This is a genomic window from Burkholderia sola (assembly GCF_905400185.1).
GTDB classification, from domain to species: Bacteria; Pseudomonadota; Gammaproteobacteria; order Burkholderiales; family Burkholderiaceae; genus Burkholderia; species Burkholderia sola.
Window position 1 is genome coordinate 1,922,807 of the sequence record NZ_FR989676.1, and the last position, 25,304, is coordinate 1,948,110.

General features: G+C 66.2%; 26 protein-coding genes. 6 read left to right on the plus strand and 20 right to left on the minus strand.

Annotated features, from left to right (window positions below; translation table 11 throughout):
• Positions 1 to 70 precede the first annotated feature (70 nt).
• Genes KR541_RS25145 through KR541_RS25155 form a run of 3 tightly spaced genes read right to left on the minus strand, consistent with a single transcriptional unit; the run spans position 71 to position 1,950 of the window.
• Positions 71 to 259: a 4-oxalocrotonate tautomerase gene (locus tag KR541_RS25145; protein ID WP_050011899.1), complete on the minus strand. Its 189-nt coding sequence runs from the start codon at positions 257 to 259 to the stop codon at positions 71 to 73.
• A 49-nt stretch (positions 260 to 308) separates the two neighbouring features.
• On the minus strand, positions 309 to 1,082 hold the full coding sequence (locus KR541_RS25150; RefSeq protein ID WP_050011898.1) for a class II aldolase/adducin family protein: 774 nt from the start codon (positions 1,080 to 1,082) through the stop codon (positions 309 to 311).
• Entirely contained in the window at positions 1,060 to 1,950 is an 891-nt protein-coding gene (locus KR541_RS25155) for an urea transporter (protein WP_216089869.1), read from the minus strand. Before KR541_RS25155 ends, KR541_RS25150 begins: the two co-directional genes overlap by 23 nt.
• Positions 1,951 to 2,308: 358 nt before the next feature.
• Here KR541_RS25155 and KR541_RS25160 point away from each other — a divergent pair, with 358 nt between their 5' ends.
• Entirely contained in the window at positions 2,309 to 2,863 is a 555-nt protein-coding gene (locus KR541_RS25160; RefSeq protein ID WP_050011896.1) for a putative glycolipid-binding domain-containing protein, read from the plus strand.
• Here KR541_RS25160 and KR541_RS25165 read toward each other — a convergent pair.
• The 5 genes from KR541_RS25165 to KR541_RS25185 all read right to left on the minus strand — a co-directional run bounded on the left by KR541_RS25165 (position 2,824) and on the right by KR541_RS25185 (position 8,110).
• Entirely contained in the window at positions 2,824 to 3,768 is a 945-nt protein-coding gene (locus KR541_RS25165; protein ID WP_089489481.1) for an alpha/beta fold hydrolase, read from the minus strand. The genes KR541_RS25160 and KR541_RS25165 overlap by 40 nt on opposite strands.
• Entirely contained in the window at positions 3,765 to 4,670 is a 906-nt protein-coding gene (locus KR541_RS25170) for a metal-dependent hydrolase (RefSeq protein ID WP_050011894.1), read from the minus strand. The genes KR541_RS25165 and KR541_RS25170 overlap by 4 nt, the downstream gene beginning before the upstream one ends.
• Positions 4,667 to 5,590 carry an SDR family NAD(P)-dependent oxidoreductase gene (locus KR541_RS25175; RefSeq protein WP_050011893.1) on the minus strand — a complete coding sequence of 308 codons (924 nt, stop codon included), beginning with the start codon at positions 5,588 to 5,590 and terminating at the stop codon, positions 4,667 to 4,669. Before KR541_RS25175 ends, KR541_RS25170 begins: the two co-directional genes overlap by 4 nt.
• A gap of 21 nt (positions 5,591 to 5,611) precedes the next feature.
• Positions 5,612 to 7,192 carry a flavin-containing monooxygenase gene (locus tag KR541_RS25180; protein ID WP_050011892.1) on the minus strand — a complete coding sequence of 527 codons (1,581 nt, stop codon included), beginning with the start codon at positions 7,190 to 7,192 and terminating at the stop codon, positions 5,612 to 5,614.
• 246 nt (positions 7,193 to 7,438) lie between these two features.
• Positions 7,439 to 8,110, minus strand: coding sequence for a lysoplasmalogenase (locus KR541_RS25185; protein WP_124592903.1), 672 nt, complete (start codon positions 8,108 to 8,110; stop codon positions 7,439 to 7,441).
• 361 nt (positions 8,111 to 8,471) lie between these two features.
• Between KR541_RS25185 and speB the strand changes: the two genes are divergently transcribed.
• On the plus strand, positions 8,472 to 9,440 hold the full coding sequence (speB, locus tag KR541_RS25190; RefSeq protein WP_089489479.1) for an agmatinase: 969 nt from the start codon (positions 8,472 to 8,474) through the stop codon (positions 9,438 to 9,440).
• Positions 9,441 to 9,519: 79 nt separating this feature from the next.
• Here speB and KR541_RS25195 read toward each other — a convergent pair whose 3' ends face one another.
• From KR541_RS25195 to KR541_RS25220, 6 genes are all read right to left on the minus strand, one after another.
• Positions 9,520 to 10,500, minus strand: a complete 981-nt coding sequence (locus KR541_RS25195; RefSeq protein WP_050011890.1) for a sulfonate ABC transporter substrate-binding protein — start codon at positions 10,498 to 10,500, stop codon at positions 9,520 to 9,522.
• Between the two features lie 277 nt (positions 10,501 to 10,777).
• Positions 10,778 to 11,002 carry a hypothetical protein gene (locus KR541_RS25200; protein WP_050011889.1) on the minus strand — a complete coding sequence of 75 codons (225 nt, stop codon included), beginning with the start codon at positions 11,000 to 11,002 and terminating at the stop codon, positions 10,778 to 10,780.
• A 279-nt stretch (positions 11,003 to 11,281) separates the two neighbouring features.
• Positions 11,282 to 11,485, minus strand: a complete 204-nt coding sequence (locus tag KR541_RS25205) for a cold-shock protein (protein WP_006485974.1) — start codon at positions 11,483 to 11,485, stop codon at positions 11,282 to 11,284.
• A gap of 381 nt (positions 11,486 to 11,866) precedes the next feature.
• On the minus strand, positions 11,867 to 12,706 hold the full coding sequence (locus KR541_RS25210) for a MerR family transcriptional regulator (protein WP_050011888.1): 840 nt from the start codon (positions 12,704 to 12,706) through the stop codon (positions 11,867 to 11,869).
• A gap of 9 nt (positions 12,707 to 12,715) precedes the next feature.
• Positions 12,716 to 13,276 carry a GNAT family N-acetyltransferase gene (locus tag KR541_RS25215; protein ID WP_050011887.1) on the minus strand — a complete coding sequence of 187 codons (561 nt, stop codon included), beginning with the start codon at positions 13,274 to 13,276 and terminating at the stop codon, positions 12,716 to 12,718.
• Between the two features lie 79 nt (positions 13,277 to 13,355).
• A complete protein-coding gene (locus KR541_RS25220; protein WP_050012097.1) occupies positions 13,356 to 14,228 on the minus strand; it encodes a LysR family transcriptional regulator in 873 nt (290 codons plus the stop codon).
• 131 nt (positions 14,229 to 14,359) lie between these two features.
• Here KR541_RS25220 and KR541_RS25225 point away from each other — a divergent pair, with 131 nt between their 5' ends.
• Positions 14,360 to 15,358: a quinone oxidoreductase family protein gene (locus tag KR541_RS25225; RefSeq protein ID WP_050011886.1), complete on the plus strand. Its 999-nt coding sequence runs from the start codon at positions 14,360 to 14,362 to the stop codon at positions 15,356 to 15,358.
• A 40-nt stretch (positions 15,359 to 15,398) separates the two neighbouring features.
• On the opposite strand, the gene KR541_RS25230 is transcribed toward KR541_RS25225, so the two are convergent.
• Entirely contained in the window at positions 15,399 to 16,913 is a 1,515-nt protein-coding gene (locus tag KR541_RS25230) for an MDR family MFS transporter (protein WP_089489762.1), read from the minus strand.
• Positions 16,914 to 17,144: 231 nt separating this feature from the next.
• On the opposite strand from KR541_RS25230, the gene KR541_RS25235 reads away from it, so the two are divergent.
• Positions 17,145 to 18,704, plus strand: a complete 1,560-nt coding sequence (locus KR541_RS25235) for a methyl-accepting chemotaxis protein (protein WP_050011885.1) — start codon at positions 17,145 to 17,147, stop codon at positions 18,702 to 18,704.
• A 160-nt stretch (positions 18,705 to 18,864) separates the two neighbouring features.
• Here KR541_RS25235 and KR541_RS25240 read toward each other — a convergent pair whose 3' ends face one another.
• The 4 genes from KR541_RS25240 to KR541_RS25255 all read right to left on the minus strand — a co-directional run bounded on the left by KR541_RS25240 (position 18,865) and on the right by KR541_RS25255 (position 23,331).
• Positions 18,865 to 19,236 carry a hypothetical protein gene (locus KR541_RS25240; protein ID WP_235356150.1) on the minus strand — a complete coding sequence of 124 codons (372 nt, stop codon included), beginning with the start codon at positions 19,234 to 19,236 and terminating at the stop codon, positions 18,865 to 18,867.
• A 26-nt stretch (positions 19,237 to 19,262) separates the two neighbouring features.
• Positions 19,263 to 20,483, minus strand: a complete 1,221-nt coding sequence (locus KR541_RS25245) for a DUF6402 family protein (protein ID WP_216089870.1) — start codon at positions 20,481 to 20,483, stop codon at positions 19,263 to 19,265.
• A gap of 196 nt (positions 20,484 to 20,679) precedes the next feature.
• Entirely contained in the window at positions 20,680 to 22,353 is a 1,674-nt protein-coding gene (locus KR541_RS25250; protein WP_050011884.1) for an ATP-binding domain-containing protein, read from the minus strand.
• 123 nt (positions 22,354 to 22,476) lie between these two features.
• Positions 22,477 to 23,331 carry a helix-turn-helix domain-containing protein gene (locus KR541_RS25255; protein ID WP_050011883.1) on the minus strand — a complete coding sequence of 285 codons (855 nt, stop codon included), beginning with the start codon at positions 23,329 to 23,331 and terminating at the stop codon, positions 22,477 to 22,479.
• A 487-nt stretch (positions 23,332 to 23,818) separates the two neighbouring features.
• On the opposite strand from KR541_RS25255, the gene KR541_RS25260 reads away from it, so the two are divergent.
• Both KR541_RS25260 and KR541_RS25265 read left to right on the plus strand, forming a co-directional pair.
• On the plus strand, positions 23,819 to 24,028 hold the full coding sequence (locus tag KR541_RS25260; RefSeq protein WP_216089871.1) for a hypothetical protein: 210 nt from the start codon (positions 23,819 to 23,821) through the stop codon (positions 24,026 to 24,028).
• Positions 24,029 to 24,204: 176 nt separating this feature from the next.
• Positions 24,205 to 24,480 (plus strand): hypothetical protein, encoded by a 276-nt coding sequence (locus tag KR541_RS25265; RefSeq protein ID WP_050011882.1) that lies wholly within the window; start codon positions 24,205 to 24,207, stop codon positions 24,478 to 24,480.
• Positions 24,481 to 24,598: 118 nt separating this feature from the next.
• Here the strand turns inward: KR541_RS25265 and KR541_RS25270 are convergent, their stop codons facing one another.
• Positions 24,599 to 25,246, minus strand: a complete 648-nt coding sequence (locus KR541_RS25270) for a hypothetical protein (protein WP_216089872.1) — start codon at positions 25,244 to 25,246, stop codon at positions 24,599 to 24,601.
• Positions 25,247 to 25,304: the final 58 nt, after the last annotated feature.

Sequence of the window (25,304 nt, forward strand, 5' to 3'; positions counted from 1 at the left end):
CTGCGGTGCAGGGCTCAGTGCAGGGCTCAGCACAGAGCGGACGGCGCCGACGCGACGCCGCCGTCGGTGCTCAGCGCTCGTCGCTCCACAGCTTCCCTGCCGTCGCCCAGTTCTCCTTCTTCACGTCGGTCAGGATGATGTCGACCGAGCCCGGCGTGCAGCCGAGCGTGTCGCACGTGACACGCGTGATTGCTTCGACGAATGCGCGCTTCTGCTCGACGGTGCGGCCTTCGAACAGCTGGATATTGAAAGTCGGCATGACACAGGCTCCGGTTGGGATTGAACGATTGGGTGGGGTGGATGCGCGGTCAGTCGCGATATGACGGATCGATCCGGTCGAGCCGGCGCAGCAGCGCCGGCCATTCCAGTTCGCCTTCGATCGCGCCGCCGTCGCGCAACTGTTCGGCGGTGCGCTCGGCGATGGCCGGCTCCGGCAGCACGAGCGGCCCGCCGCCTGCTTGCGCGCGCACCTGGATGTCGCACGCCTTGATCAGCGTATCCATCAGCACGTACGCTTCGGCGACGGTCCGGCCGACCGTCAGCGTGCCGTGGTTGCGCAGCAGCATCGCGGATTTCGCGCCGAGGTTCGCGGTCAGCCGTGCGCCTTCGGCCGGCGAGAACGCGAGCGCTTCGTAGTCGTGGTACGCGAGGTCGCCGTGAAAGCGCAACGCGTGCTGCGACGCCGGCAACAGCCCGTCGCGCTGGATCGACACGGCGATGCCGGCCGTATTGTGCAGGTGCATCACGCAGACGGCATCGGCGCGCGCGGCGTGCACGGCCGCATGCAGTGCAAAGCCGGTCACGTTGACCGCGTGCTCGCTGTCGCCGATCCGGTTGCCGGCGAGGTCGATCTTCACGAGGTTCGATGCGCGTACCTCGTCGAACGTGAGGCCGAACGGGTTGATCAGGAAGTGGCCGGGCTCGCCGGGCACGGTCGCGGATAGATGCGTGTAGATCAGGTCGTCCCAGCCGTTCAGCGCGACGAGCCGGTACGCGGCGGCGAGGTCGACGCGCAGCCTGCGTTCGGCGTCGGAGATCGGGCCGCCGGGCTTCACGGCGTCAGGACGGTGTGCGAATGACATCGGGTGCTCCGAGGGTGAGGCGGCGCGCGACGACTACGGTCACCCACGCCGCGAGCGCGAACGGGGCTGTAAACACCGGGATGCCCGCGCGCATCGCGAGCCACTGGATCAGCGCGGCGAGTGCGGCGGCCGCGAGCGCCGCACGCGGCCCGCGCGACATCAGCGCGAGTGCGGCGAGCGCGCCGTTGAAGCCGAGCAGGCCGCCGGCGAACGACGCGTCGCTTGCGCCGAGCGCGGTCAGCAGCACGGTCGACGCGATCGCGCCGCCGAGCGCGAACGCGGCCGCGCGGCGTGACGCGACGGCGAGGGCGGCGACGACCAGCGCGCCGGCCCATGCGCCTTGCGCGAAGGTGGTCTGAGCAACGCCCGACAACAGCGCGCCGGTTGCGGAAGCGAGTGTCGGCACCGGGGCGGCGGTCGCGCCGTCCGCATGCTGCAACGCGACAAACGGCAGCCACAGCGCGGTGACGACCAGGCACGGGCTCGAATACGGGCACTGGCGCCAGCGGGCGAGCGACGCCCGCATCGCGCGTTGCGCGAGCGCCGCGCCGATCGCGACCAGCGGCACCAGCGCGACGGCGGCGAGTTGATGGGGCGCGAACAATACGGCGATCAGCGCCGCGAGCGCGCCGTTGAAGCCGTGCAGCCCCTGTTCGACGTCGCGGCGTTCGGCGCCGGCCAGCACGGCCGTCATGCTGGCGGCGGCAGAGCCGACCAGCGCCGCGCATGCGAGCCGCAGGTCGTTCAGCGCGAGCGCGGCGAGCAGCAGCGACCCGGTGAGCGCATTCGCCTGCAGCACGATCTGCCCGATGCCGCGCAGCAGGATGCGCAGGTCGATCGACGGCGAAGCGGGGCGGGCAGTAGGCATGATCGCGGCGGAACAGGATGAGCCGCGAGCATAGGACATGCTGCGATGCACCGGAATAGGGAATTCCGGATAGTCAGGATTTGTGGTCGATGCCCTGAAGCGGGGCATCGCGAGGTGCGGTGCGCGTACTCGGGATGTGTTGTTAGCGTTTTCGCGAGATTCTGGCGATTCGATATCAAATTTGCGCCATCGCTATTGCTTTCGCGTGCACGCGGGGTTGCCGAGGGGGGACCCATGCGCGTCAGTTTCAACGCTCTAGCGACCGGGCCGCCGAGCTGGACTCAATCGACGGCGGCATTCCGGATAGCGACGATTTGTGTGACGATGCCCCGACGCGGGATACCAAGGAGGTGGAACGATGCGCGAAGTACGTTGGGCGTCGCTCGAAGGCGACGGAGTCGAACATCTGACGTTCGACCGGAGTGAATCCGGCATCGTCGTCGAAAGCGCGGTGGTCGGCCAGCGGTATGGCCGCGCGTACGGGCTCGCGTATCGCGTCGAATGCGATCTGCAATGGCGCGTGACCTACGCGGTGCTCAAGGTGATGGGCGGCGGCACGCTCGAACTGCGTGGCGACGGGGCTGGGCACTGGCGTGACGGCTCAGGCCGCGAACTGCACGAGCTCGACGGCTGCATCGATATCGACATCGCCGCGACGCCGTTCACGAATTCGCTGCCGATCGGCCGCCTCGGGCTCGCGCGCGGCGAGCGGCGGCCGCTCGACGTCGCGTACATCTCGACGCCGGATCTGAAGGTCATGCCGGTCAAGCAGGCTTATGCGTGCATCGAACCGGGCCGCCGCTACCGCTACGAAGGGATCTTCCGGGATTTCACCGCGGAGATGGACATCGACGACGACGGGCTCGTGATCGACTACGAAACGCTGTTCGAGCGACTGCCGCCGCTGCGCTGATCCGCGGCTCCCGTTCTCGTGGCCGGCGCCGCTGCCGACGCGGCGGCAACCGCGGGCCGTTCATGCGCGGCCGCGAACCGGTCGATCCGCGACGCGATCATGTCCGGATGGCGCAGCACGATCCAGTGCGTGCCGTCGATTTCCTCGCGCACGTGCTCGCCGAGCCAGCGGTCGAGGTCGACCGACATCTCGGGCGTCACGTAGCGGTCGCGCAGCGGAACGAGAATCTGCACCGGCGCCTGCGCGTACCGCTCACGCGGCTTGCGGGCCCGGGCAAGGAAGTTCGCGCGGTACATCTGCATCCCGTTCAGCGCGTTCTTCAGTTGCACGGGATCGCGCTCGGCGCGCACGCGTTCGGTGAGCTGCAGCCAGCGCGGCCACAGCGCGGCGCCGCCGAGCCGCCATACCAGCGACGGCACGAGCGGCAGATGGAAGAACCCGATGTACCACGACTTCAGGCTCTGCTTGAGCCGCATCTTCGCGCGGAACACGTGATCGAGACACGGGCCGGAGATCGACGTGTACGACGCGATGCGGCCGCGGAACGCGGGGTCGGTCACGGCCTCCCAGCACTGGATCGAGCCCCAGTCGTGGCCGACCAGATGGAACGGCCGGCCGCCGCAGGTCGCGTCGGCCACCGCTTTCAGGTCGCCGGCGAGCCGTTCGAGCGTGTAGTCGGCACGGCGGCGCGGCGCATCGGATGCGCCGGCGCCGCGCACGTCGTACGCGATCACGCGGTAGCGCTTCGCGAGCCGCGCGCGGATCGGCGCCCACACGGTCGCCGAGTCCGGGTAGCCATGCACGAGGATCAGCGGCGGCGCGCGACGCGACCCGCTGACGTAGACGGCGAGTTTCACGTCGCCGGACCGGACGGTCAGCATCTCGTGAGCGCGCGATCGCGTCATGCCTGCGCTACCGAATGCAGCGGCACGCGGCGCGGGGCGGCTTGCGCCGCATAGCGCGCGTTGGTCGCGTCGATGTTATCGAGCAGCGTGTCGAGCTCCTGCAGGTACTGATGGTTGTCGTGATCCCACGGGTGGAAGCCCGGGCGGAAGTAGTCGAGCCATTCGCGCGCGATGCTCGGGAACACGCCGTTCTTCGGGCTGTACAGATACTTCACGAGGCGCCACATGCCGTCGAACTTGCCGTGTTCGCGACGGTGCGCGCGCATCAGCCGCACGTGGAAGTCGAACACGATCGCCCAGAAGAATACCGTCGTCGTCAGCATCGTGCCGGTGCGCAGCAGGTAGCTGCCGAGGCCCGGCTTCATCACGGTGCGCCACACGTCGTAGGACACCGCCTTGTGCTCGGTTTCCTCCATCGCGTGCCACATCCACATCTGCTGGTAGCCCTCGACCGAGCCGTCGATCCGGTGCTCGTGGCCCGACAGCAACTGGTTCGCGAGGATCGCCGTGTAGTGTTCGAGCGCGATCGTGATCGCCAGCTGCATCGAGTGCGGCAGCACTTTCTTGAACCAGCCGAGGATCGTCCACAGACGCTTGTCGAGCTTGTGCGCGGGCAGGCCTGACGCCTGCAGCAGATCGTTGTATTCGATGTGCTCGCGCGTGTGCATCGCTTCCTGCCCGATGAAGCCGATGACCTGCTTCTTCAGCTCGGGATCCTCGATCCGGTCGCGGTAGTGGCGCACCGAATCCATGAAGAAGCGTTCGCCGGCCGGGAACAGCAGCGACAGCGCATTCATGAAGTGCGTGACCGGCACGCCCTGCACATGCCAGTCCTTCGCGCGTTCGGGCGGCAGCGCGAAACGGATGTCGCGCCGCACGGGCATCATGTTCGGTGTCGTCATGATTGTTCTCCCTGATTGCCTGCATTGTTGTAGGTGGCGTGCACCGGTGCCGGCGTGCCGCGTGCGGCACGGCGGGCTTTCGCGGCCTCGCGGCGCGTCGCGAGCACGACGAGCGCCTGGTACGCGGCCGGCAGGAGGCGCGCCATCCAGTCCGCGCCCTTCGCGTCGCGGCCGATCAGCACGCGGCGCTTGTTCTTGCGCACGCCGGCGAGGATCGTGCGCGCGGCGTCGTCGGCGGTCGTGATGAAGAACTTCTCGAAGCTGTCCTTGCCTTGCTGTTCGCTCTCGACGATGAAGCCGACCATGTTCTTCGCGACGCGGCTCGACTGCGCGATGTTCGTGCGGATGCCGCCCGGATGCACGCAGGTGGCCGACACGCCGCACTTCATCATGTCGAGTTCCTGGCGCAGCGATTCGGTGAAGCCGCGCACCGCGAACTTGGTCGCGTTGTAGCCGCTCATGCCCGGCTGCGCGAAGATCCCGAAGATGCTCGACGTGTTGATCACGTGGCCGTCGCCCGATGCCTTCAGGTGCGGCAGGAACGCCTTCGTGCCGTGCACGACGCCCCAGAAGTTGATGTTGACGATCCACTCGAGATCGCTGTAGTCCATCCCTTCGATCGTGCTCGACAGCGCGACGCCCGCGTTGTTGAAGATCAGGTTGACCTTGCCGTGCGCCTTCGCGGTGTCGTCGGCCCACGCGAACATCGCGTCGCGATCGCCGACGTCGAGCACGCGCGTCGATACGCGCACGTTCGGCGCGATCGCACCGACGATTCGTTCGGTTTCGGCGAGGCCGACGCCGTTCTTGTCGGCGAGCGACACGTGGCAGCCGGCCTGCGCGAGCTGGATCGCGAGTGCGCGGCCCATGCCCGAGCCGGCACCCGTGATCGCGGCGACCTTGTTGGCGAAATCTCTCATGTCGATGGCTCCTTGTCTGGCTCAGGCCGCTTCGGCGGACGTGGAAGCGGAAGCGGCCGGCGCGGCGGCGGGCCGCGCGGTCGTGTCGTGCGGTGCGCGATACGCGTGGTAATCGGCGATCGAGAACTGCGCGGTGGCCTGGCGGAAGCGCCACGTGAAGCCCGGCCACAGCGTCGTGTTCTTGCCGGTGCGCGGGTCGAGGTACCAGCTCTTGCAGCCGCCCGTCGACCAGATCGCCTTCTTCAGCTTGCCCTGCAGGTCGTCGTTGTACTGCGCCTCGACGAGCGGGCGTACCTCGATCGCCTCCGCGCGCTCGCGGCGCATCGCCTGCAGCGCGCCGAGGATGTATTCGATCTGCGACTCGATCATGAACACCATCGAGTTGTGGCCGAGGCCCGTGTTCGGGCCGACGATCATGAAGAAGTTCGGGTAGCCGGGCAGCGTCGTGCCGAGATACGCGTGCGCGCCGTCGCGCCACGCATCGACGATGTCGAGGCCGCCGCGGCCGATGATCGCGCCGCGCGGATACGGGTCGGCCACCTGGAAGCCGGTGCCGTAGATCAGGCAGTCGACTTCATGACGCTTGCCGTCGGTCGTCACGACCGCGTCGGCTTCGATGCGATCGATGCCGGTCGTGATCACGTCGACGTTCTTGCGCGACAGCGCCGGGTAGTAGTCGTTCGAGATCAGCACGCGCTTGCAGCCGAGCGTGTAGTTCGGCGTGACGGCCTTGCGCAGTGCCGGATCGGGAATCTGCTTGCGGATGTGACGCAGCGCGAGCTTCTGCACGTTCTTCATCAGCGACGGATGGATCGCGAAGCCGAGCACGCGCGATTCGAGCATCCAGTAGATGCCGCTGCGCACGACCTTCTGCGTGAACGGCAGCGTGCGGAACAGCCATTTCTCGACGCCGGTCAGGTTGCGGTCGGGCTTCGGCATGATCCACGGCGGCGTGCGCTGGAACAGCGCGAGCGACTTCACGCGCGGCGCGATCTGCGGCACGAACTGGATCGCGCTCGCGCCGGTGCCGATCACCGCGACGCGCTTGCCTTCGAGCGGGTAGTCGTGATCCCACTGTTGCGAATGGAATGCGCGGCCCTTGAAGGTCTCGACACCGGGAATCGCCGGCAGTGCGGCGCGCGACAGCCCGCCCATCCCGGACACCAGCACGCGCGCCGACAGCCGCTTGCCGTTCGCGAACGTGAGGCGCCAGCGTTGCGCGGCTTCGTCGTACTCGGCGCGCTGCAACTCGTGATTCAGCCGCAGGTGCGGGCCGACGCCGAAGCGCTGCACGCAGTCTTCCAGATACGTGCGGATCTCCGGCTGCGGCGCGAACATGCGGGTCCAGCGCGGGTTCGGCGCGAACGAGAACGAATAGACGTGCGATTGCACGTCGCATGCGCACCCGGGGTAATGATTGTCGCGCCACGTGCCGCCGACCGACGCGGCCTTCTCGAGGACGACGAAGTCGGTCACGCCGGTTTGTTTCAGGCGGATCGCCATCCCGAGGCCGGCGAAGCCGGTGCCGATGATGGCGATGTCGATGGCTTCATCCCGGCCGTCAGGGCCGGGTGGACCGAAAGGCAACGTGCGAGCATTCATCCGGGTGTCTCCGATCTGGCTCATTTTTTAATGTTACATTGGTTGATGTAACGATAGTGGGTGAACCCGGAAACCGCAAGAGGCTAGAAGCGACGCTCTAAGGGCAGGAAATCAAGCGGGGAAAGGCTGAGCGGGGTTTGGAACGGTCCCGTTTCCGCCATGCGGGATGCGCGGAAAAGGCCGTCGGCAGGGCGGGAGGCGCTGGCGATCAAGCCGCCGGCGCGCGGCGGCCTGTTTGAAACGGTATCAGGGACGGATCGATCGAGCGGCCGTCTCATGGAAAACCCCGGCCACGATCGTGACCTGCGCTAGCGCATAAAGGCCCCAGATCAGATAGTCGATGCCCGGAAAACCGCCGAGGAACCGGCCGACGCCGATCAGCGTGTCCGAGCCGACGAAGATCAGGCTGCCGGTCGCGACCAGCGGGCCGCGCGTGCGGGCGGCGAGCGCGAAGCTCGCCATCGCGCACAGCACGAGCATATAGACGGCGACCGGCGCCAGCAGCTCGCCGAGGTGCGGGAAGAACGCCACGTAGAACGCCGGCGCGGCGATCCACAGCCCGACGAGCGCAACGATGCGCCAGCCACGCGGCCGCGCGCGCCACCGGAAGAAAATCGCGCAATAACACAGGTGCGTGAGCAGGAACGCGCCGAGGCCGAACACGAACGACAGCGGCCAGTCGGGCAACGCGAGCAGCACGTCGCCGAGCACGGCCGTCGCGAGTGCCGCGCACAGCCACGCGCGTTCGCGCGCCGCGCCGCAGGTGCCGCCCGCCGCGAGCAGCAGGATGCCCATCGCGGCCTTCGCGGCGGCCTGGCCCGGATAGGGCGCCGCGGCGAGCGACAGCCCGTACAGGAGCGCCGCCGCGATGGCGAGCGGCCAGAGCCGGCGGTAGGTGGCGGGAAGCGTGGCGATCAAGGCGGGTGTCTCCGGTTTGTTGTTGTCCGCGGTGGACGATGGGCCGTTCACCGCGTGGCTGCCGGCCATTATCCGGAAGAACGGGTGCGCGAAAACCGGCGAACCCTTCTAGGAAACGACGGCGACCGCGGGCGACGCCGCCACCGGACTTTTTTCGCGCGTTGCCCCGGCTGAACCGGGGCAACGGTTCCGATTCGGCTTGCTACGATCGCCGCGGTATTACCGTTGTCGTTGTCGATGTCCCGCCTTGCTTCGCGACTGGATGCGCGAGCCGGTACATGCCCGATGAATCCCCGCCGTGCCCGGCCCGCGCGCTCAGTCGAAGCGGGGCGGTCCGGCCATCACGAAAACAGGTCCGACCATGACCGAACTTCTCCACGGCGACGGCGCGATCCGTCGCACGACGCCGTACGGCTCGTCGATCGAAAACACCTACGCGGGCGTGCTGTCGTTCATGCGCCGCAACTACTCGCGCGCGCTCGACGGCGTCGACGTCGCGATCTCCGGCGTGCCGCTCGACCTCGCGACGACCTATCGCTCCGGTGCGCGGCTCGGGCCGGCCGCGATCCGCGCGGCGAGCGTGCAGCTCGCGGAGCTCAATCCGTATCCGTGGGGCTTCGATCCGTTCGACGATCTCGCGGCCGTCGACTACGGCGACTGCTGGTTCGATGCGCACAACCCGCTGTCGATCAAGCCGGCGATCGTCGAGCATGCGCGCACGATCCTGAGCTCGGGCGCGAAGATGCTGACGCTCGGCGGCGACCACTACATCACGTATCCGCTGCTGGTCGCGCACGCGGAGCGCTACGGCAAGCCGCTGTCGCTGATCCATTTCGACGCGCACTGCGATACGTGGGCCGACGACGATCCGGACAGCCTCAATCACGGGACGATGTTCTACAAGGCGGTAAAGGAAGGACTGATCGATCCCGCGACGTCGGTGCAGGTCGGCATCCGTACGTGGAACGACGACTTTCTCGGGATCGAGCGGCTCGATGCCGCGTGGGTGCATGACCATGGTCCGCGAGCGGCGGTCGAGCGGATCGTCGAGATCGTCGGCGCGCGGCCTGCGTATCTGACGTTCGATATCGATTGCCTCGATCCGGCGTTCGCGCCGGGGACGGGGACGCCGGTCGCGGGCGGATTGTCGTCCGCACAGGCGCTGGCGATCGTGCGCTCGCTCGGCGCGGTGAATCTGGTCGGAGCGGATGTGGTGGAGGTCGCGCCCGCGTACGATCACGCGGACATCACGGCGATCGCGGCTGCGCATGTGGCGTGCGATCTGCTGTGTTTGTGGCGGCAGAAGAAGGTGGCGGGGGCGCTGCGTTGAGCGCGTGCCGCTCTGGACACGAAAGCGGCCGGTGGGGCATCGCGCCCGGCCGGCCTGCTGATGGATGGGGCCGCGAGCGTTACTTCGCCGCCAGCGCACTCGCCACGGTTTTGTCGACCCATGCGTTGTCGGCCACGCTCAGCTTCTGCGGAATGAGCTTCGCCGCGTAGAACGCATCGGCGACACCCTGCTGCGCGGCGACGATGCGCTCATCGATCGGCACCGCACCGAACGGCACCCGCTTGATCCATGTTTCGACGAGTGCCTCGGGCAACCCGACCTTCGGTGCAAGCAGCGCGGCCGTGTCGGCCGGATGCCCGTTGACCCACTGGCCGGTTTCGCGCGCCTGTTTCAGGATCGCGCCGACCACGTCGGGATGCTGTTGCGCGAAACGCCGCGTCGCCTCGTAGAAATTGTTGGTCGCCGCGAGCCCCGCGTAATCGGACAGCGTGCGCACCTTCAGCGCGTTCTGCGCGGCCGCGTAGTACGGATCCCACACGGCCCACGCATCGACATTGCCGCTTTCGAACGCGGCGCGCGCGTCGGCCGGCGCGAGATACACGGGATGGATTTCGTCATAGCGCACGCCGGCTTTCTTCAGCGCCTCGAGCAGCAGGTAGTTCGCACTCGAGCCTTTCTGCAGCGCGACCTTCTTGCCGCGCAGGCCGGCCACCGTCCGGATCGGCGAATCGCTCTTCACGAATACCGCTTCGTTGTGCGGCGCCGGCGGTTCCGCGCCGACATAGACGAACTGCACGCCGGCCGCCTGCGCGAACACGGGTGGCGGCGCGCCGGTGTAGCCGAAGTCGATGCTGTTCGCGTTCAGTGCTTCGAGCAGTTGCGGGCCGGCCGGGAATTCGAACCATTGAACGTCATAGCCGAGCGGCTTGAGTCGCGCTTCGAGCGCGCCCTGCGCCTTGACGATCGACAGCAGGCCGGCCTTTTGATAACCGATGCGCACGATTTTGTCGGTGCCGCCTTGCGCGAATGCCGACGCGGCGGACAGCGCAACGAGCGAGACGGCGGCGGCGCGGGTGATCCAGCGGGTGAAACGAATCATCGAACGAACTCCATGCGAGGCATCTTCGGGGAGCGGCGGGCGCCGCTCGGTTGGAAGAATCGTCGCATGGGCGATCGCGCCCGCAAACGAAGCATTGCCGATATGGATATGACGGCGGCCGCCCTATGCTTTGGCGTCGTGGCCTGCCGGATCGGACGACTCCGTCGTGCCGGAATGCGGCGAAACAGGTGAACGGGCGTGTCATGCAAAAAGCCGGTGGGCACGTTGCCCGCCGGCTTTTTATGACCGTCTGCTGATATCGACAGTAGCGTGGCCTTTAACCGCGCGTATCGACCCAGTTGCGTGCCCAGCGTGCCGAATGCGCGATCGCCTGCGCTTCGCTCGCGAAGTAGTCGAGCGAATAGAACTGGTAGCGGCCTTCGTCGCGCGTGCTATCGGCGCGTTCGAGCAGCAGGTTGGATGAAAAGCTCCCGTCGGGCAGGCGATGCGCCGAGGGTTGGACGGCATAGCCGTTGTACTGTTGAATTCGTTGGTTGTGCATTTTAATTTTAATGATGATCGAGTGCGCGCGTGCCGTGCGAAATGCGCACGGGTATGCCGATTCAACGCCATTGCGAGCGGAATCTGACGCAGTCGGAAAGCGAAAAATAAGGCGTTGCGGCCGGAGGGGGGATGAAGTGCAACGAGACGTGTGGCGCCTGGCAAGCTGCTCACTGAACAAAGGCAGCTCAAGCCGATCGCGCCAACTTTAGGAGACGAAGCTCCGTGGGGATGTCGCTGCGACCCGGCGTCCGTCGACGGACGCCGGGCCCTTCAAACTTTACAGCGGCTTGATGTTGGCCGCTTGCAGACCCTTCGGGCCCTGCTTCGTTTCGAAGCTCACTTTTTGGTTTTCAGCCAGCGTCTTGAAGCCGTCGGCACGAATTTCCGAGAAGTGAGCGAACAGGTCGTCGCCGCCGTTGTCCGGCGTGATGAAACCAAAGCCTTTGCTGTCGTTGAACCACTTGACGATACCGGTATCCATGAAGATTCCTTGAGAAAAAAATAGAGATTTGCTCTGTTGAAGAGCGCGTGAAGCGTCAAGGAGGGAGAGGACAACGAATACCGCTGGGGAGGAGCGAGCAATTGATGAACAGCAATCGGACTTCTTGGACTTCGATGCGTACACTAACCGCCGGGCGGGCTTGCGTCAACCGATAACTTGTAACTGTGTCGCGGCACGCGGGGTTACCGTGCGGGGAGCGATGCGACGCCGTCCGGCTGGAATGCGCGCCGAGCGGCGCGCCTGGCCATTCGCCGACCCATGCGGACCGCGGTTGCGACCGGCAATGGCCGTCGGCGCTGCCGCGAACCGACTACGCACGCGTCGCGGCGACAAGCCGACGCCTGCATGACGGCCGCGCGGCTATCCGTTGTCGCCGTCGCCTTGCGTATCGCTCGTACCGGACTGCCGCGCCGCTTCGTCGCTGAGCTTCTTGTCGAGGATCGTCGCGACCCGGCCGCCGAGATACGCGCCGGCCGCGGTTTCGAGCGCGCGGTTCGTCTCGCCTTCGACGAACACGGCCGCGAGCGGGCGCAGCCGCCAGATCGCGTCGACCAGTTCGGGCACGTCGGTGGCCGGCGGCAGCGTGCCGGCGTCGTAGCGGTCGAGCCGCTTCACGACGAGATCGACGAGCAGCCGCGCGATCGCGTCGAAATGCGGCCGCGCGAGGCTGATCACGTCGAGCAGCTCGCGCGGCGGAATCCCTTCCTTCGTCATCGCGGCCGCCGCCTCGAGCAGCGCGGGGCTTTTCGCGACGAACGACAGGCCGCGCCGTTCGAGCAGCCCGAGCTCGGTCACGCGCGACAGTTGCGTGGTCGCTTGCGGGCCGAACATCTGAGCGAGTTGCGCGAGCGAATAGGTTTTCGGCAGCTCGTGCGACCAGCGGCCGCCGATCGCGTTTTCGAGGCCGAGGATCGAGCGCAGGTCGTGGCCTTCGTCGATCGCCTTGATCAAGTCCTGGATGTTCGACAGCGTGTAACCGCGCGCGAGCAGATGGTTGATCAGCTTCAGGCGCGCGACGTGCGTGTCGTCGTAGATGCCGACGCGTCCGCGTTTCTCCGGCGGCGCAAGCAGCCCGCGATCCTGGTACGCGCGGACGTTGCGCACGGTGGTGTCGGACACGCGCGCGAGTTCGTCGACCGTGTACTCGTTGCGGGAATCCGGCGCGGCCTCGTCGGGCGTGGAATGAGTCTGTTTTGACATGCGGTGATTTTAGCGCGCCGCGGCAGGCTCGGGCGAGGCGGGGCGCGTGTTCGCGCCGTCGCCGAGCGGGCGCTGCATCAGCGCCGTGTCGATCCAGCGGCCGTGCTTGAAACCGACCGCTTTCAGCAGGCCGGCCGGTTCGAAGCCGAACGCGCGATGCAGCGACGTCGAGCCGCCGGTGCCGCCGTCGGCGATCACCGCGATCATCTGCCGCCACGGGCCGCTTTCGCAGCGCGCGATCAGCGCCTCGAGCAGCGCGCGGCCGATGCCGCGCCCGCGCTGCGTGTCGTCGATGTAGATCGAATCCTCGATCGTGAAGCGGTACGCGCTGCGCGTGCGGTACGGCGTCGCGTACGCGTAGCCTGCCACGCGGCCGTCGCATTCGGCGACGAGATACGGCAGCCCGTGGTTCAGCACCGCGTCGCGGCGTGCGCGCAGTTCGGCGGCGTCGGGCGGCGTTTCCTCGAACGACGCGACGCTGTGGTGAACGTGGTGCGCATAGATCGCGTGGATCGCGTCGAGGTCGGCGTCGGTCGCGTCGCGCACGACGCAGGCGGTGGCGGTGGACATGGCGGCAGGGCCTGAAGTCAAAACGCTACTATGCCGGCCGTCGACGCGCGTGGCAAAGCCCGTTTGCGGTTTCGGCGGCTTACAGCCGTCCGTCCGCCGCATGAACCGCATCGGCGATCGCGTCGGCGACGCGCTGCACGCGCGGCGACCGGCGTACGTCCGGGTGAACGACGAGCCAGATCTCGCGCTCGATGTCGCAGCGCGGCGCGTTCGCGAGTTCGACGAGCGGCGCGCCGGCGTGCGCGGCCGGATCGTCGACGAGAAACCGCGGCAGCAGCGCGACACCGGCCCCGGCTGCGCAGGCGCGATGCTGCGCGGCGAGGTCGTTGGCGATGAACGCAAAGCGACGGCCGGCCGCGAAGCGTTCGAGCCATTGCTGCTGCGGCGTTTGCGCGAGCGCATCGTCGTAGCCGATGAACGGCCAGCTGTCGGGCGTCGCGTTCGCCCATTCCGGCGTCGCGCACAGCGCGAAGCGCATCGTGCCGAGCCGGCGCGCGGTGAGCCCCGGCTCGCTCGGCCGCGACAGCCGCACCGCGAGATCGGCTTCGCGTGCATACAGGTTCGCCGCGTGCATCTCGCCCATCAGGTCGATCCGCAGCGCCGGCCATGCGCGCTGCGCACGGGCCAGGCGCGGCGCGAGGAAATGGCTGGCGAACACCGGCGACGCCGATACGCGCACGATGCCGTCGAGCGCGGCCGCGCCCTGTGCCGCACGCGCGAACGCATGCGCGTCGGCTTCGAGGCGCGCGGCGTGCTCGGCGAGGTGCAGTCCTTCGTCGGTCGGCGGCCAGCCGCGCGGCAGACGGTCGAACAACCGGATCCCGAGCGCCGACTCGAGCGCGTCGATGCGCCGCGCGACCGTCGAGTGCTGGACCTGCAGCGCCCGCGCCGCGGCCGACAGGCTGCCGCCGCGCATCACCGCAAGGAAGTAGCGGATGTCGTCCCAACTCATCGGCAGCGCGGGCGTCGCGGCAGAATCGTAATCGGTCGAATTTTGCACAGTAAGTGGGCGTTCAACGTGAATTCCGTTCGATTATGCACGATGGGATGATTGTGTCACTTCATTCGATAGCGAGGAACGTCATGATCCAAACAGCCAACGCCATCCGGATCGGGATCGACCGTTACGGCGACGCCGGCGTGCTGCGCCGCGTCGATGCGCCCGTCGCGCCGCCCGGCGCCGGCGAAGTGCGGATTCGCCAGACCGCGATCGGCGTGAACTTCGTCGACATCTATTTCAGGACGGGTGCGCACGCGTTGCCCGCGCTGCCGGACGCGCTCGGCGTCGAGGCGGCCGGCGTGATCGACGCGGTCGGGCCGGGCGTGACGGCGCTCGTGCCCGGTCAGCGCGTCGCGTATGCCGGCATGCCGACCGGCAGCTATGCGAGCCTGCGCACGATGCCGGCCGAGCGCGTGCTGCCGATTCCCGGCGGGCTGAGCGACGAAGCCGCCGCGGCCGGGCTGCTGAAGGGGATCACCGTCTACATGCTGCTGCATCGCGTCCGGCGGGTCGGCGCCGGCGATACGGTGCTCGTGCATGCGGCGGCCGGCGGCGTCGGGCTGCTGGCGACGCAGTGGGCGCGTGCGCTCGGCGCGCGCGTGATCGGTACCGTCGGATCGGCCGCGAAAGCCGCGCTCGTGCGCATGCACGGCGCCGAAGCGGTGGTCGATTATCGCGAGGAGGATTTCGTCGCGGCCGCGCGTGCGTTCGGCGGCGGTGCGGGCGTCGACTACGCGATCGACGGAATCGGCGGCGACGTGCTGACCCGCACGCTCGGGGCGGTGCGGCCGTTCGGGATGGTCGCGAGCATCGGGCAGGTGGCGGCGATCGGCGCGCGGCAGACGTTCGATCTCGACGAACTCGGGCCGGCCCGTTCGATCGCGCTGGCGCGGCCGAGCGTGCTCGGTTTCATCGCGCGCGACGTCGGCGCGTATCGGGACGCCGCGCGTGCGACGCTCGACCGGCTGGCGGGCGGGATGCACGTCGAGATCGGCGCGCGGCTGCCGCTCGAACAGGCGGCCGATGCGCACCGGTTGCTGGAGTCGCGCGCGACGACGGGCGGGGTCGTGCTGCTGGCGTGACGGCGGGTGCGGATGGAGCGCGTCGCGCTCCGCCGGCCGCTCAGTGATGCTTGCGCAGCGGCGCATCCTCGACGAACCATGCGAACACGAACGCGATCGCGATGATCGCCGCAGCCACCAGATACACGACGTGCAGCGAACCGGCGAACGCGTGCAGGTACGCGTCGCGCACGGCATCCGGCAACTGGCGCACGGCGGCCGGGCCGAGCGCGGGCGGCAGCTCGGTGCCGGCCGGCAGCGCGTGCATCATGCGCGACTGCAGCCCGTGCGAGAACAGCGCACCGAACCCGGCGACGCCGAGCGAGCCGCCGATCGACCGGAACAGCGTCGCGCCCGACGTCGCCACGCCCATATGCCGGAATTCGACGGTGTTCTGCACGGCGAGCGTCAGCACGGGCATCACCATTCCGAGCCCGATCCCGAGCAGCGCCATGTACGCGTACATCGTATGCAGCGGCGTATCGAGCGTCAGCGTCGACAGCAACGCCATCGCGATGCCGCCGGTCAGCGTCCCCGCGATCGGAAACGGCCGGTACGAGCCGAGCCGCGAGATCAGCCGCCCGCTGACGATCGACGTGACGAGCATCCCGCCCATCATCGGCAGCAGCTGCATGCCGGCCTGCGACGGCGTCGAGCCTTTCACGACCTGCAGGTAGAGCGGGATGAACGTCACCGAGCCGAACAGCGCGATGCCGACCACGAAGCCGATCAGGCTGACCAGCACGAAGGTGCGATGACGGAACAGCTCGAGCGGCATGATCGGTTCGGCCGCGATGCGTTCCTCATAAATGAAGCCGCCAATCGCGACGAGGCCGAGCACGAGCGTCATCCACAGCTGCGGCGACGTCCACGGCAGCAGCGAGCCGCCTTCGCTCGTGAACAGGATCACGCAGGTGAGGGCGGTCGCGAGGAACGCGGCGCCCATATAGTCGATCCGGTGCTTCACGTGCGCGGTGTGCGGCCGGAACGCGGTGCCGATCACCGCGAGCGCGAGCAGGCCGAGCGGCAGGTTGATCGTGAAGATCCAGCGCCATGAAAGATGCTCGACCAGGAAGCCGCCGAGCAGCGGGCCGACAATCGTCGCGAGGCCGTAGACGCCGCCGAACATCCCCTGGTAGCGCGCCCGGCGATCGGGCGGAACCAGATCGCCGATCGCGGCCATCGTGACGACCATTAGGCCGCCGCCGCCGAGCCCCTGCAGCGCGCGCAGCACGATCAGCTGCGTCATGTCCTGCGCGACGCCGCACAGCGCGGAGCCGGCGAGGAACAGCACGATCGCGGCCTGCAGCACGATCTTGCGGCCGTACAGGTCGCCGAGCTTGCCGTACAGCGGCAGCACGACGGTGGACGACAGCAGGTATGCGGTGACGACCCAGGACAACTGGTCGAGCCCGCCGAGTTCGCCGACGATCGTCGGCAGTGCGGTCGACACGATCGTCTGGTCGAGCGCGGACAGCAGCATGACGAGCAGCAGCGCGGCGACGATCAGCCCGGTCGGCGCGTCGCGGCGGGCCGCGTCGGCGGCCGGCCGGGTGAGGAAAGTGTCCGTTGTCATCGAGATATCTGCCATGGCAGGGAATTGGATCGAAATATAGTCATGGATGATTGACTAGTCAATTTCTGCCCAGCCTCGATATGTTGCAGTCGTAACAGGAGGTTGCCCGTCCGAAAAATTGACCACGGTCAGCGTCGATGCAGGGACGGACTCAAGTTTTTTGCAGGCAAACCGTAATACAGAGGGCCGCGGACCGATTGCCGCGGCATTTTTCATCGCTCACGTGCCGTCATGAACCTGAACGCCCTGTTTTCCCGTTTCTCGATCCGTACGCGGATTTTCTCCACGCTCGGCCTCGTCGCCGCGCTGCTCGTCGTGTCGGGGCTGATCGGCCTCGCGGGCATGCAGAGCTCGAACCGCGCCCTCGACGAGGCTTACACGCGGCAACTGGCCGCGAAGACCGCGCTGTCCGCGGCGAGCCTGAACCTGACGATCGTGCGCACCACGCTCGACCGCGCGCTGCTGCATCCGGAAGCGGCGGAGGTGCCCGAGCTCGTCAAGAAGGCCGAGGGTTATTTGGCGAAGGCCGACACGGCGTGGCGCAACTACGCGGCGATGCCGCACGGCGACGACGAAGGCCCGCTCGCGAGTCGCCTCGATGCCGCGCGCCAGGCGCTGATCGGACAGGCGCTGAAGCCGATGATCGATGCGATTCGCGAAGGGCGGCGCGACGAAGCCGACCGGTTGCTGATGACGGTCGCGCCGCCGCTGTCGGTCGCGCTCACGCAGGCGACCGACGCGCTCGATGCGTACCAGGCCGCGCGCGGCAAGGACGTGTACGACACTGCGCAAACCTATTACGGCTGGATGCGCATGGGCGCGATCGCGGGCATCGCATTTGGGCTTGCTGCGTGCCTCGGTTGCGCGATCGGCCTGCATTTCGCGATCACGCAACCGGTGAATCGCCTGCTGTCGCATTTCCGCCGGCTGTCGGACGGCGATCTCACGTCGGAAGTGCACTGGTCGTCGCGCGACGAGATGGCCGAACTGGTCAACGGCGTGACCGGCATGCAGCGCAGCCTCGCGGATACGGTGCGTCAGGTGAGCCAGGGTTCCGAAGCGATCTCGACGGCGACGCACCAGATCGCGGCCGGCAACACCGACCTGTCGCAGCGCACCGAGGAGCAGGCGTCGGCGCTGCAGGAGACGGCCGCGAGCATGGAGCAGCTGACGGCCACCGTGAAGCAGAACGCGGACCATGCGCTCGAGGCGCAGGCCTGCGCGGACAGCGCGAGCGAGATCGCGACGCGCGGCGCGACGGTCGTCGGCGAGGTGATCGGCACGATGAACGAGATCGACCGCAGTTCGCAGAAGGTCGCCGACATCATTGGCACGATCGAAGGCATCGCGTTCCAGACCAACATCCTCGCGCTGAATGCGGCGGTCGAGGCCGCGCGCGCGGGCGAGCAGGGGCGCGGCTTCGCGGTGGTCGCGGGCGAGGTGCGCACGCTGGCACAACGTTCGGCGTCCGCGGCGAAGGAAATCCGCACGCTGATCGGCGAATCGGTCGAGCGTGTCGCGACCGGCTCGCGGCTCGTCGGTACGGCCGGCGCGACGATGCAGGACATTCAGCAGGCGATCGGGCGCGTGACGGGCATCATGACGGAGATCGCGGCCGCATCGAGCGAGCAGCGCGACGGGATCGAGCAGGTGAACCGCGCGGTGTCGCAGATGGATCAGGTGTCGCAGCAGAACGCGGCGCTCGTCGAGCAGGCGGCCGCGGCGGCCGCATCGCTCGAGGAGCAGGCGGATGGGCTGCGTCGCGCGGTGGGGGCGTTTCGGGTGGCTTGAGCGTGACGAGGTGAATTGCCGCGGACCTGTGGGCTGATGCGACCTGTTTCGCGGGTTGGTCGATGCTCTCGTCGGTGATCCGAGCGCGCAGTCTGTCTAGAAACAAAGCCCCGCTAGCGGGGCTTTGTTTCTTATAAATCAAAAACTTAGGTTGTAACCCTTAAAACAAAGGCAATCTGGCGCGAAGCCAATCCCACTTGGAGGGAGGGATCATCAGATGTTTTTTTATATTCGATTCATCGGTCAAGTCGATATAGCGAACCAGGTTGCCCTCGTAGCGCAGGGGCGGGTGAGAGCTATCTCCGTGATACCAGTTGACGGAGAAATATCGTCTCGCAAGAAGCTCGCCATTTTCACTAAACACGCTTAGTTCGATGTTGTCGTTGGTCGCGTCCTGATCATTCCCGCCAGTGCCACACAGCTTGAATCGATACCAAACGCCATTCATGTTTTTTTTGCCGCCATCCAATGTATCCGCGCGATCATAGAAATCGCATCGTCCGTAGGCGGGGCGACTGAAATGAATGATCAAACCTGCGCATATGTAAATGGCAATGGTCAGGCCAATGTATCTGATGGCTCTATTCGGCATATTTCACCAAGATTAAGGTCGATCGGATTATTCAGCTTAAAATAGACTGGCTTTGAATATATCATGAAGTCTCGGCCTCTGTGATGCCTCTCTCTCCAGCGACTGTAATCTGCGTTGTAGATCGGAAAGTAAACGTCGGGCCTTTTGAATTTTCCGAACATGCTTCTTCGGGTGTCGACTGGCTTGATATTTTTTGACCAAATATCAATGTCGAATTCTCGCCTTGGCGATCCTGATCCGGTGAGAAGCGACCCTGTCGCAATGATCACTCCATGTTTGTTCCAGTGGCCTAAATATTGTTTTCCGTTGAATGAGTAGTTGTCTTTCACGTAAACATAGATGTGCGTAATTTTCCCCGTGGTGCTTGGGCAATAAAAGGTGCTTGATTTTTCATATTTGAAGTATTTTTCACTGGAAATTTCGACGTTTCCAATGGCCGCATAAATATTAAAATTGGCCAATGCCCCTGTGAGATCCGTCGGGGAAAGGTTTTTCAGGGTGTCAAAATTACCTATTTTAGATAGTTGAAATTGCCAATTGTTGTGAAATTTTTGAAAATTTCCTATAAACGACGAGGTGTTGAAATTGAATGTCGAATTTCTGTCAAAAAATAGCTCTTTGACAAAGGACTTCGTGATGTCTGTTGCTGTGCGTATGGAGCGCTCGCTGTAAATATCGCTCTCAAGAAGTTTCTCGTATTTTTCCCTGACATTTCCGAATTTCAACACCCAATCAAGGGTAACGTCATCGTTATTCATCGGCTGGACCGACGTTGGATCGTCATTGTAGGTATGCGCCGCGCCCGCAAACCAGATTCGCGCAAGCCTGGCTGAAACCTTCCAGCCGAGATTGTCCATCGCAATCGGCACGTCCTGGAGATCGAAAGGCGGCGGGTTTTCGCAAACTTCCGACTCCGACTCCGCCTGCGTCGGCGGTTCTTTGGTTCTTGCCTGATCGGTTTGCGGCGGCGGTCGAGGTGGCGCAGGAGGCTTCGGGGCATTCGAAGGCCCGGAAATCGCTTTCGGAGGCGGTGGCGGCGGCTTTTCGCCCGGTGCAAGCCGGTCGATCGATACGCTCCTTTGCGTATCAAGCGGAACGCACCCTTGGGAACCCTTGTATTCCCTCAACTCCGATCCGAACAATCCCTTTGTCGGTTTGTAGTACGGCAGTTTTTTCACGTCGGCCATGGGCTATTCCGTTTGCAACGAATGGCCCGGAATCGTAAACGCCGGCTGCAAACGGACAAACCGTCAGGATGGCCTTAACAGGTCGAAACGAGCGTGGACAAGGGTCCGGAGCATCGAGAAATGTGCCCGATTGTGTCAACGGCCCCGATATCGAAGAGTGTCCCCGAAGCGGACAGGCGTTCGCCCGCCCGCCGCGTCAACCCGCGGCGTCCGCGAGTTGCGCGGCCGCGCGCGACGACGCGACGATCAGCAGCTTCATCGTCGCGCGCGTCGCGCCGACGAACAGCTTGCGCGCGGCACGCGCGTCGAGCGTGTCGAAGTCGACTTCGGTGAGGATCACGCACGGCGCCGACTGGCCCTTGAAGCGGTAGATCGAATCGAGCAGCACGTCGCCTTCGCGATACTCAGGGTTGCCGAACAGGTCGTACTTGCCGGTGAAGCGCTTGATCCGGTGTGGGCCGAGCTGGTCGAGCGGCGCGAGCACCGAGCCTTCGCGGCCGCGGTACGACAGCACCGCGATGTCCTGCTTGCGGAAGCCGAGTGACAGCGCCTGCGTGATCGCGCGCTTGGTCGCGTCGATGCAGGCTTGCGCCAATGCGTCGCCCGACGCGCCGTCTTCTCCGTATGCCGACACCGACGGATCGGAGCCGTCGAACGGGCTGCCCGAGCGCAGTTCGGCCGCGAGCGGCTCGACGCGGCCGACGACGTCGCGCACGAAGTCGAGCAGGTCGCGCGGGCTGCGGTAATTCGTGAGCGCCTTCAGCGTGACCCAGCCGGGCAGCGCGACGGGTTCGCGCATGTACAGGTTCTGCAGCGGATCTTCCAGCCACCACCATGCGGCGTTCGGCGCGAGCAGGCGCTCCAGCGCGGCCGCCCACGGCGCATGGAAATCCTGCCCTTCGTCGACGATCAGCACGTCGAAGCGCCAGCGTTCGGGAATCGGCGCTTGCGCGAAGCGCGCCTCGAGCCGTTCGAATTCGCCGGGTACCTGGAAGTCGGGCGTATAGCCGCTGTCGCGCGCGACCCAGTCGCACAGCTGGTGGTAGTTCGCGATCTTCGCGCCGGGCGGCGCGATGCGCGCGATGTAGTCGGCGAGCGGCCGGTTGAAGCAGACGTAGAGCACGCGCTGGCCGCCCGCGACGGCGTCGCGCATCACCTGCACCGCGAGCTGTGTCTTGCCCGACCCGGCGGTGCCCGTGATGCGCAGCCGGAACGGCGTGAAGTCGAGCTGGCGTGCCCATGCGGCGAGCCCGCCCGACAACCGGGTGACGAGCGTGCCGGCCTGCCCGACGAGCGCGCTCGTGTCGGGCGTGAGCGCGAGCTCGTCCGCGAGGAAATGGTGGAGCTTCGGCGCGTTCGGAAAGGGTTCGTCGTTCTCGGGCAGGATCTGCAGGATCACCTGCGCCAGCTGCGCCTTGCGCGACGCATCGACGATGCGGTCGGGCGCGACGCCCGCGATCGACGCGTCGCGGATCGCGTAGTCGGGGCAGTACAGCAGCGCCTCGACGCCGTAGACGCCCGCGCCGAGCGCGGCCGTCAGGCGCCGATGCAGCGTTTCCTGCGTGCGCGCGAGCTGGATCGGGACATTGCGCTCCTTCTGCAGGTAGACCTTCACGAGCCCTTTCGGGGTTTCGCGCAGGAAGCCGGCCTTCTGTTCGATCAGCAGCACGCGGCCGGCCGGGCTCACGACGACGAACGCGGCTTCGCCGAACACCGAGAACGCCTGGTCGGCGCGCGTCCAGTGGACGCCGTGATACACGGTGTAGCCGTCGGGCAGCGCGTGTTCGAGCGCGGCGAGCGTTTCGCGCTCGCGTTCGGCCGCGCCGGTCGCGGCGAGGCTTTTCCAGTCGTCGGGGATGAGGCGGGCCATGGAGTCGTGCGCCGGATGCCGGCGTGGGCGTGAACGGGTGCGGCTATTGTACTGAGGAACCCGTTCATGCCCGCGGCGCCGCGCGTGCGTTGGCCCTTCGACGGGCGGCCGGCCCGGCGGACGTCAGCCGCGCGCGAGCCGCTTCGCGAGATCGGCGCTGAGGATCGCCATGCGCGCGGGTTTTTCGTAGCACACCACGTCGAACGCGCGGATCACTTCGCTGATGTCGGCTTCGCTCGCGCGGCCGGTGAGCAGGTCGCCCGTCAGCACGAAAATCGGCGCGCCCGGGTTGTCGGACGTGCGCACGGCCTTGATCGCGGTGGCGGCCGTGCCGTCGTCGAACAGCCATTCGGTCAGGACCGCGTCGAAGGCCTGGCCCTGCAGCGCGTCGACGAACGCCGCGAGGCCGTCGAACGCGGCCGTCGCGAAACTTTGCCGTTCGAGATAGCGGCACAGCTCGGTCGCGCTGACGCGATCGGGATCGATCACCGCGACGACGAGCTTGTCGCTCTCCGCGCGGCGGGGGTAGATCTCGATCTTGTGCACGTCGTACGCGTTCTGGTACAGCACGCCGGTATGGCGCAGCACGCGCCACCGGCCATTCTGTTCGTACGCGACGAACTCGGGGCGCGCGCCGGCTTCGAGCGGTGCGCCGATCCAGGCGGTGCACGGAATTTCTGCGACGCCCGCATACAGGACGGCTTCCTGCGAATAGGCGCCGACCATGCCGGGGTCGAGCGTTTGCGCGCCGAACAGCTGGGCGGCGGGCTCGCCGTACGCTTCGGCGACTTTCTTGATCTGCGCGAGCGTCCAGGGGCTGCTGCCGCGCAGTTTGCGGTGGCCTTGCGAGAAACTCAGATCGAGGATGCGGCACAGCTCGGTGGTCTGCTGGCGCTTGCCGATGCCGTTGCGGGTCATCAGCTCGCGCACGCGCTCGGCAACCGCGAGGGAATCCGTGGTGATTGCTTCAGTGGTCATGCTACGGGAACGGATCGTGACGTTCAGAACGACGCCTTGCGGCAGTCTCGGCGGACAGTCTTCATGACGTCCAATGGCGAGCCGACCGGCCACGCACGGAAAAGATAACTTTACCGCAAAATGGTCGCCATTCAGTGTGGTGAAAGGTGCGTTTGTGTGAAAGGTGTGTCATGAAGTTACGTTCGGCCTGCCGCGGCGCGTGCGCGAAAAGGTGCGTTCGGCAGCTCCGCGTCGGGATTGCTACGGACGGGAGGCGATTCCGCACGAGGCGGCAGGTAATCGCCGCGCCATGCACCAGCGCGGGGCGCGTCCTTGCCCTGACCGAGGTATTCGCCCCATTTTTGAAGGATATCGCGCGACGGCCGCTGACGCCTTTGCAGGACGAGCGATTGACTGTTTCCTCTAGTGAAACCAACGTGGATACACTTTTGGGCGTCAGCGCAACTGCGTGCTACGATTTTTGCCGTCTCAAAAAAGTGTTGAACCGATGCAGAAGAAATTCTTGATGCGCGGATACGAAATGAACTGCGAGCCGCACGTGACGGAGGCCGGCAAATACGCCGCGCAGGTCGAGGTCACGAAGGTGGGTTTCAGCCGTGAGGCTGCGTTCCGTAAGCTGGGTGAGTTCGAGACCGAAGCCGAAGCGGTCGCGTACGCGAGACAATTCTCCGAAGAGTGGCTGAGTCGCTATGCGTAGCGCGGCGCGTGCGCATGCCCGTGCCCGTGCAAAGACGGCATCGGGTTGACCGGTGCGGCGCCCCGAACGGCCGTCATTCCTGCCTGAAGATTGCGAATGCGTTCGGAAATTTGTAGATTGACGACTCCTGTTGTGAGGTATCGATCGTCCGAAGGCAACGCAATTGGAGACTGCGAATGTCCACTTTGTGCATGCAGACCGTCGTTCACGGCAAAACTGTCCAGATCGTGCTGTCGCCCGAGCGGCGTACCGCCAGGATCGACATCGTCGATGACGAAACCGGCAGCTATCCGCCCCGCACGATGAGCATCGAGCGGTACGTCAATGCCGGCATGGCCGCCGACGAAATCGCGCGGCATGTTCTCGAGGTCGTCGCGATGTCGATCGAGCAGCTTGCGAGGCTGCAGCCGTTCGACCGCACGGCAGGCACCCAAGCGCGCTATTCGCACTGACGGAGCTTGCATGGCGGCGGCGCCCGTGGAGATCGAGACGCCCGCCTCAATGGCCGTGTGGTTGATCCAGCGCTGCCATGTCGCCGTGGCGCCGATACGGATGGATTGCGCGTTCGCGCTACGCCGGCATATACATGAACGGCTCGCCGTCCTCCCGCTCGACGGACAGCAGCCGCTGGAGCTGATCCAGCGCGAACAGCCGTTTTCCATCCGCCGCGGCTTCGGCGATCGCCGCGTCGACCAGCTTGCGCGCCCGCGCAAGGATCACGGAGCGCTGACGCGCGATCTCGAGCACCATCCGTTGTTCGACGTTCTGCCGATTCGATTGCTTGTCGCTCAGGTGGCGCCAGCGATCGCGAAGCTCGGCCCAGGTGATGCGCTGAAATTCCGGAATCGTGTTCGGCAGCGTGCCTGCCTCGGCCGGCTCGGGCTGCCCGCGCAACGCGCAGCGCAGCGACGCGCGCGCACGCCATTCGTCCGAAAACGGCGCATACACGTCGCGCGTGCGCCCGATCGGGTTGGCACGCTCGATCTCCTTGTCGAGCAGGTAGCCGAGCCGCCGGAGCGCGGACCCATGCGCGAGCATGTCCGGATCGAGCACGCGGATGCGGCGCGATGCGTCCGCGACGTGGGCTTTCAACTCCCACAGCGTCAGGCGAAGGTGCTGCACTTCGAGGATCAGGCGCTGTACGTCCGCGTAGGTGCACTTCGTCCACCATTCGGTGAGGTCGTTCAGCTTCGGGGGATCGAATGGGGGGAGGATCATTTTTACTGCGATGATACTGTATGGATATACAGTTTATCTCGCGGCGGTCCGGGGTCGT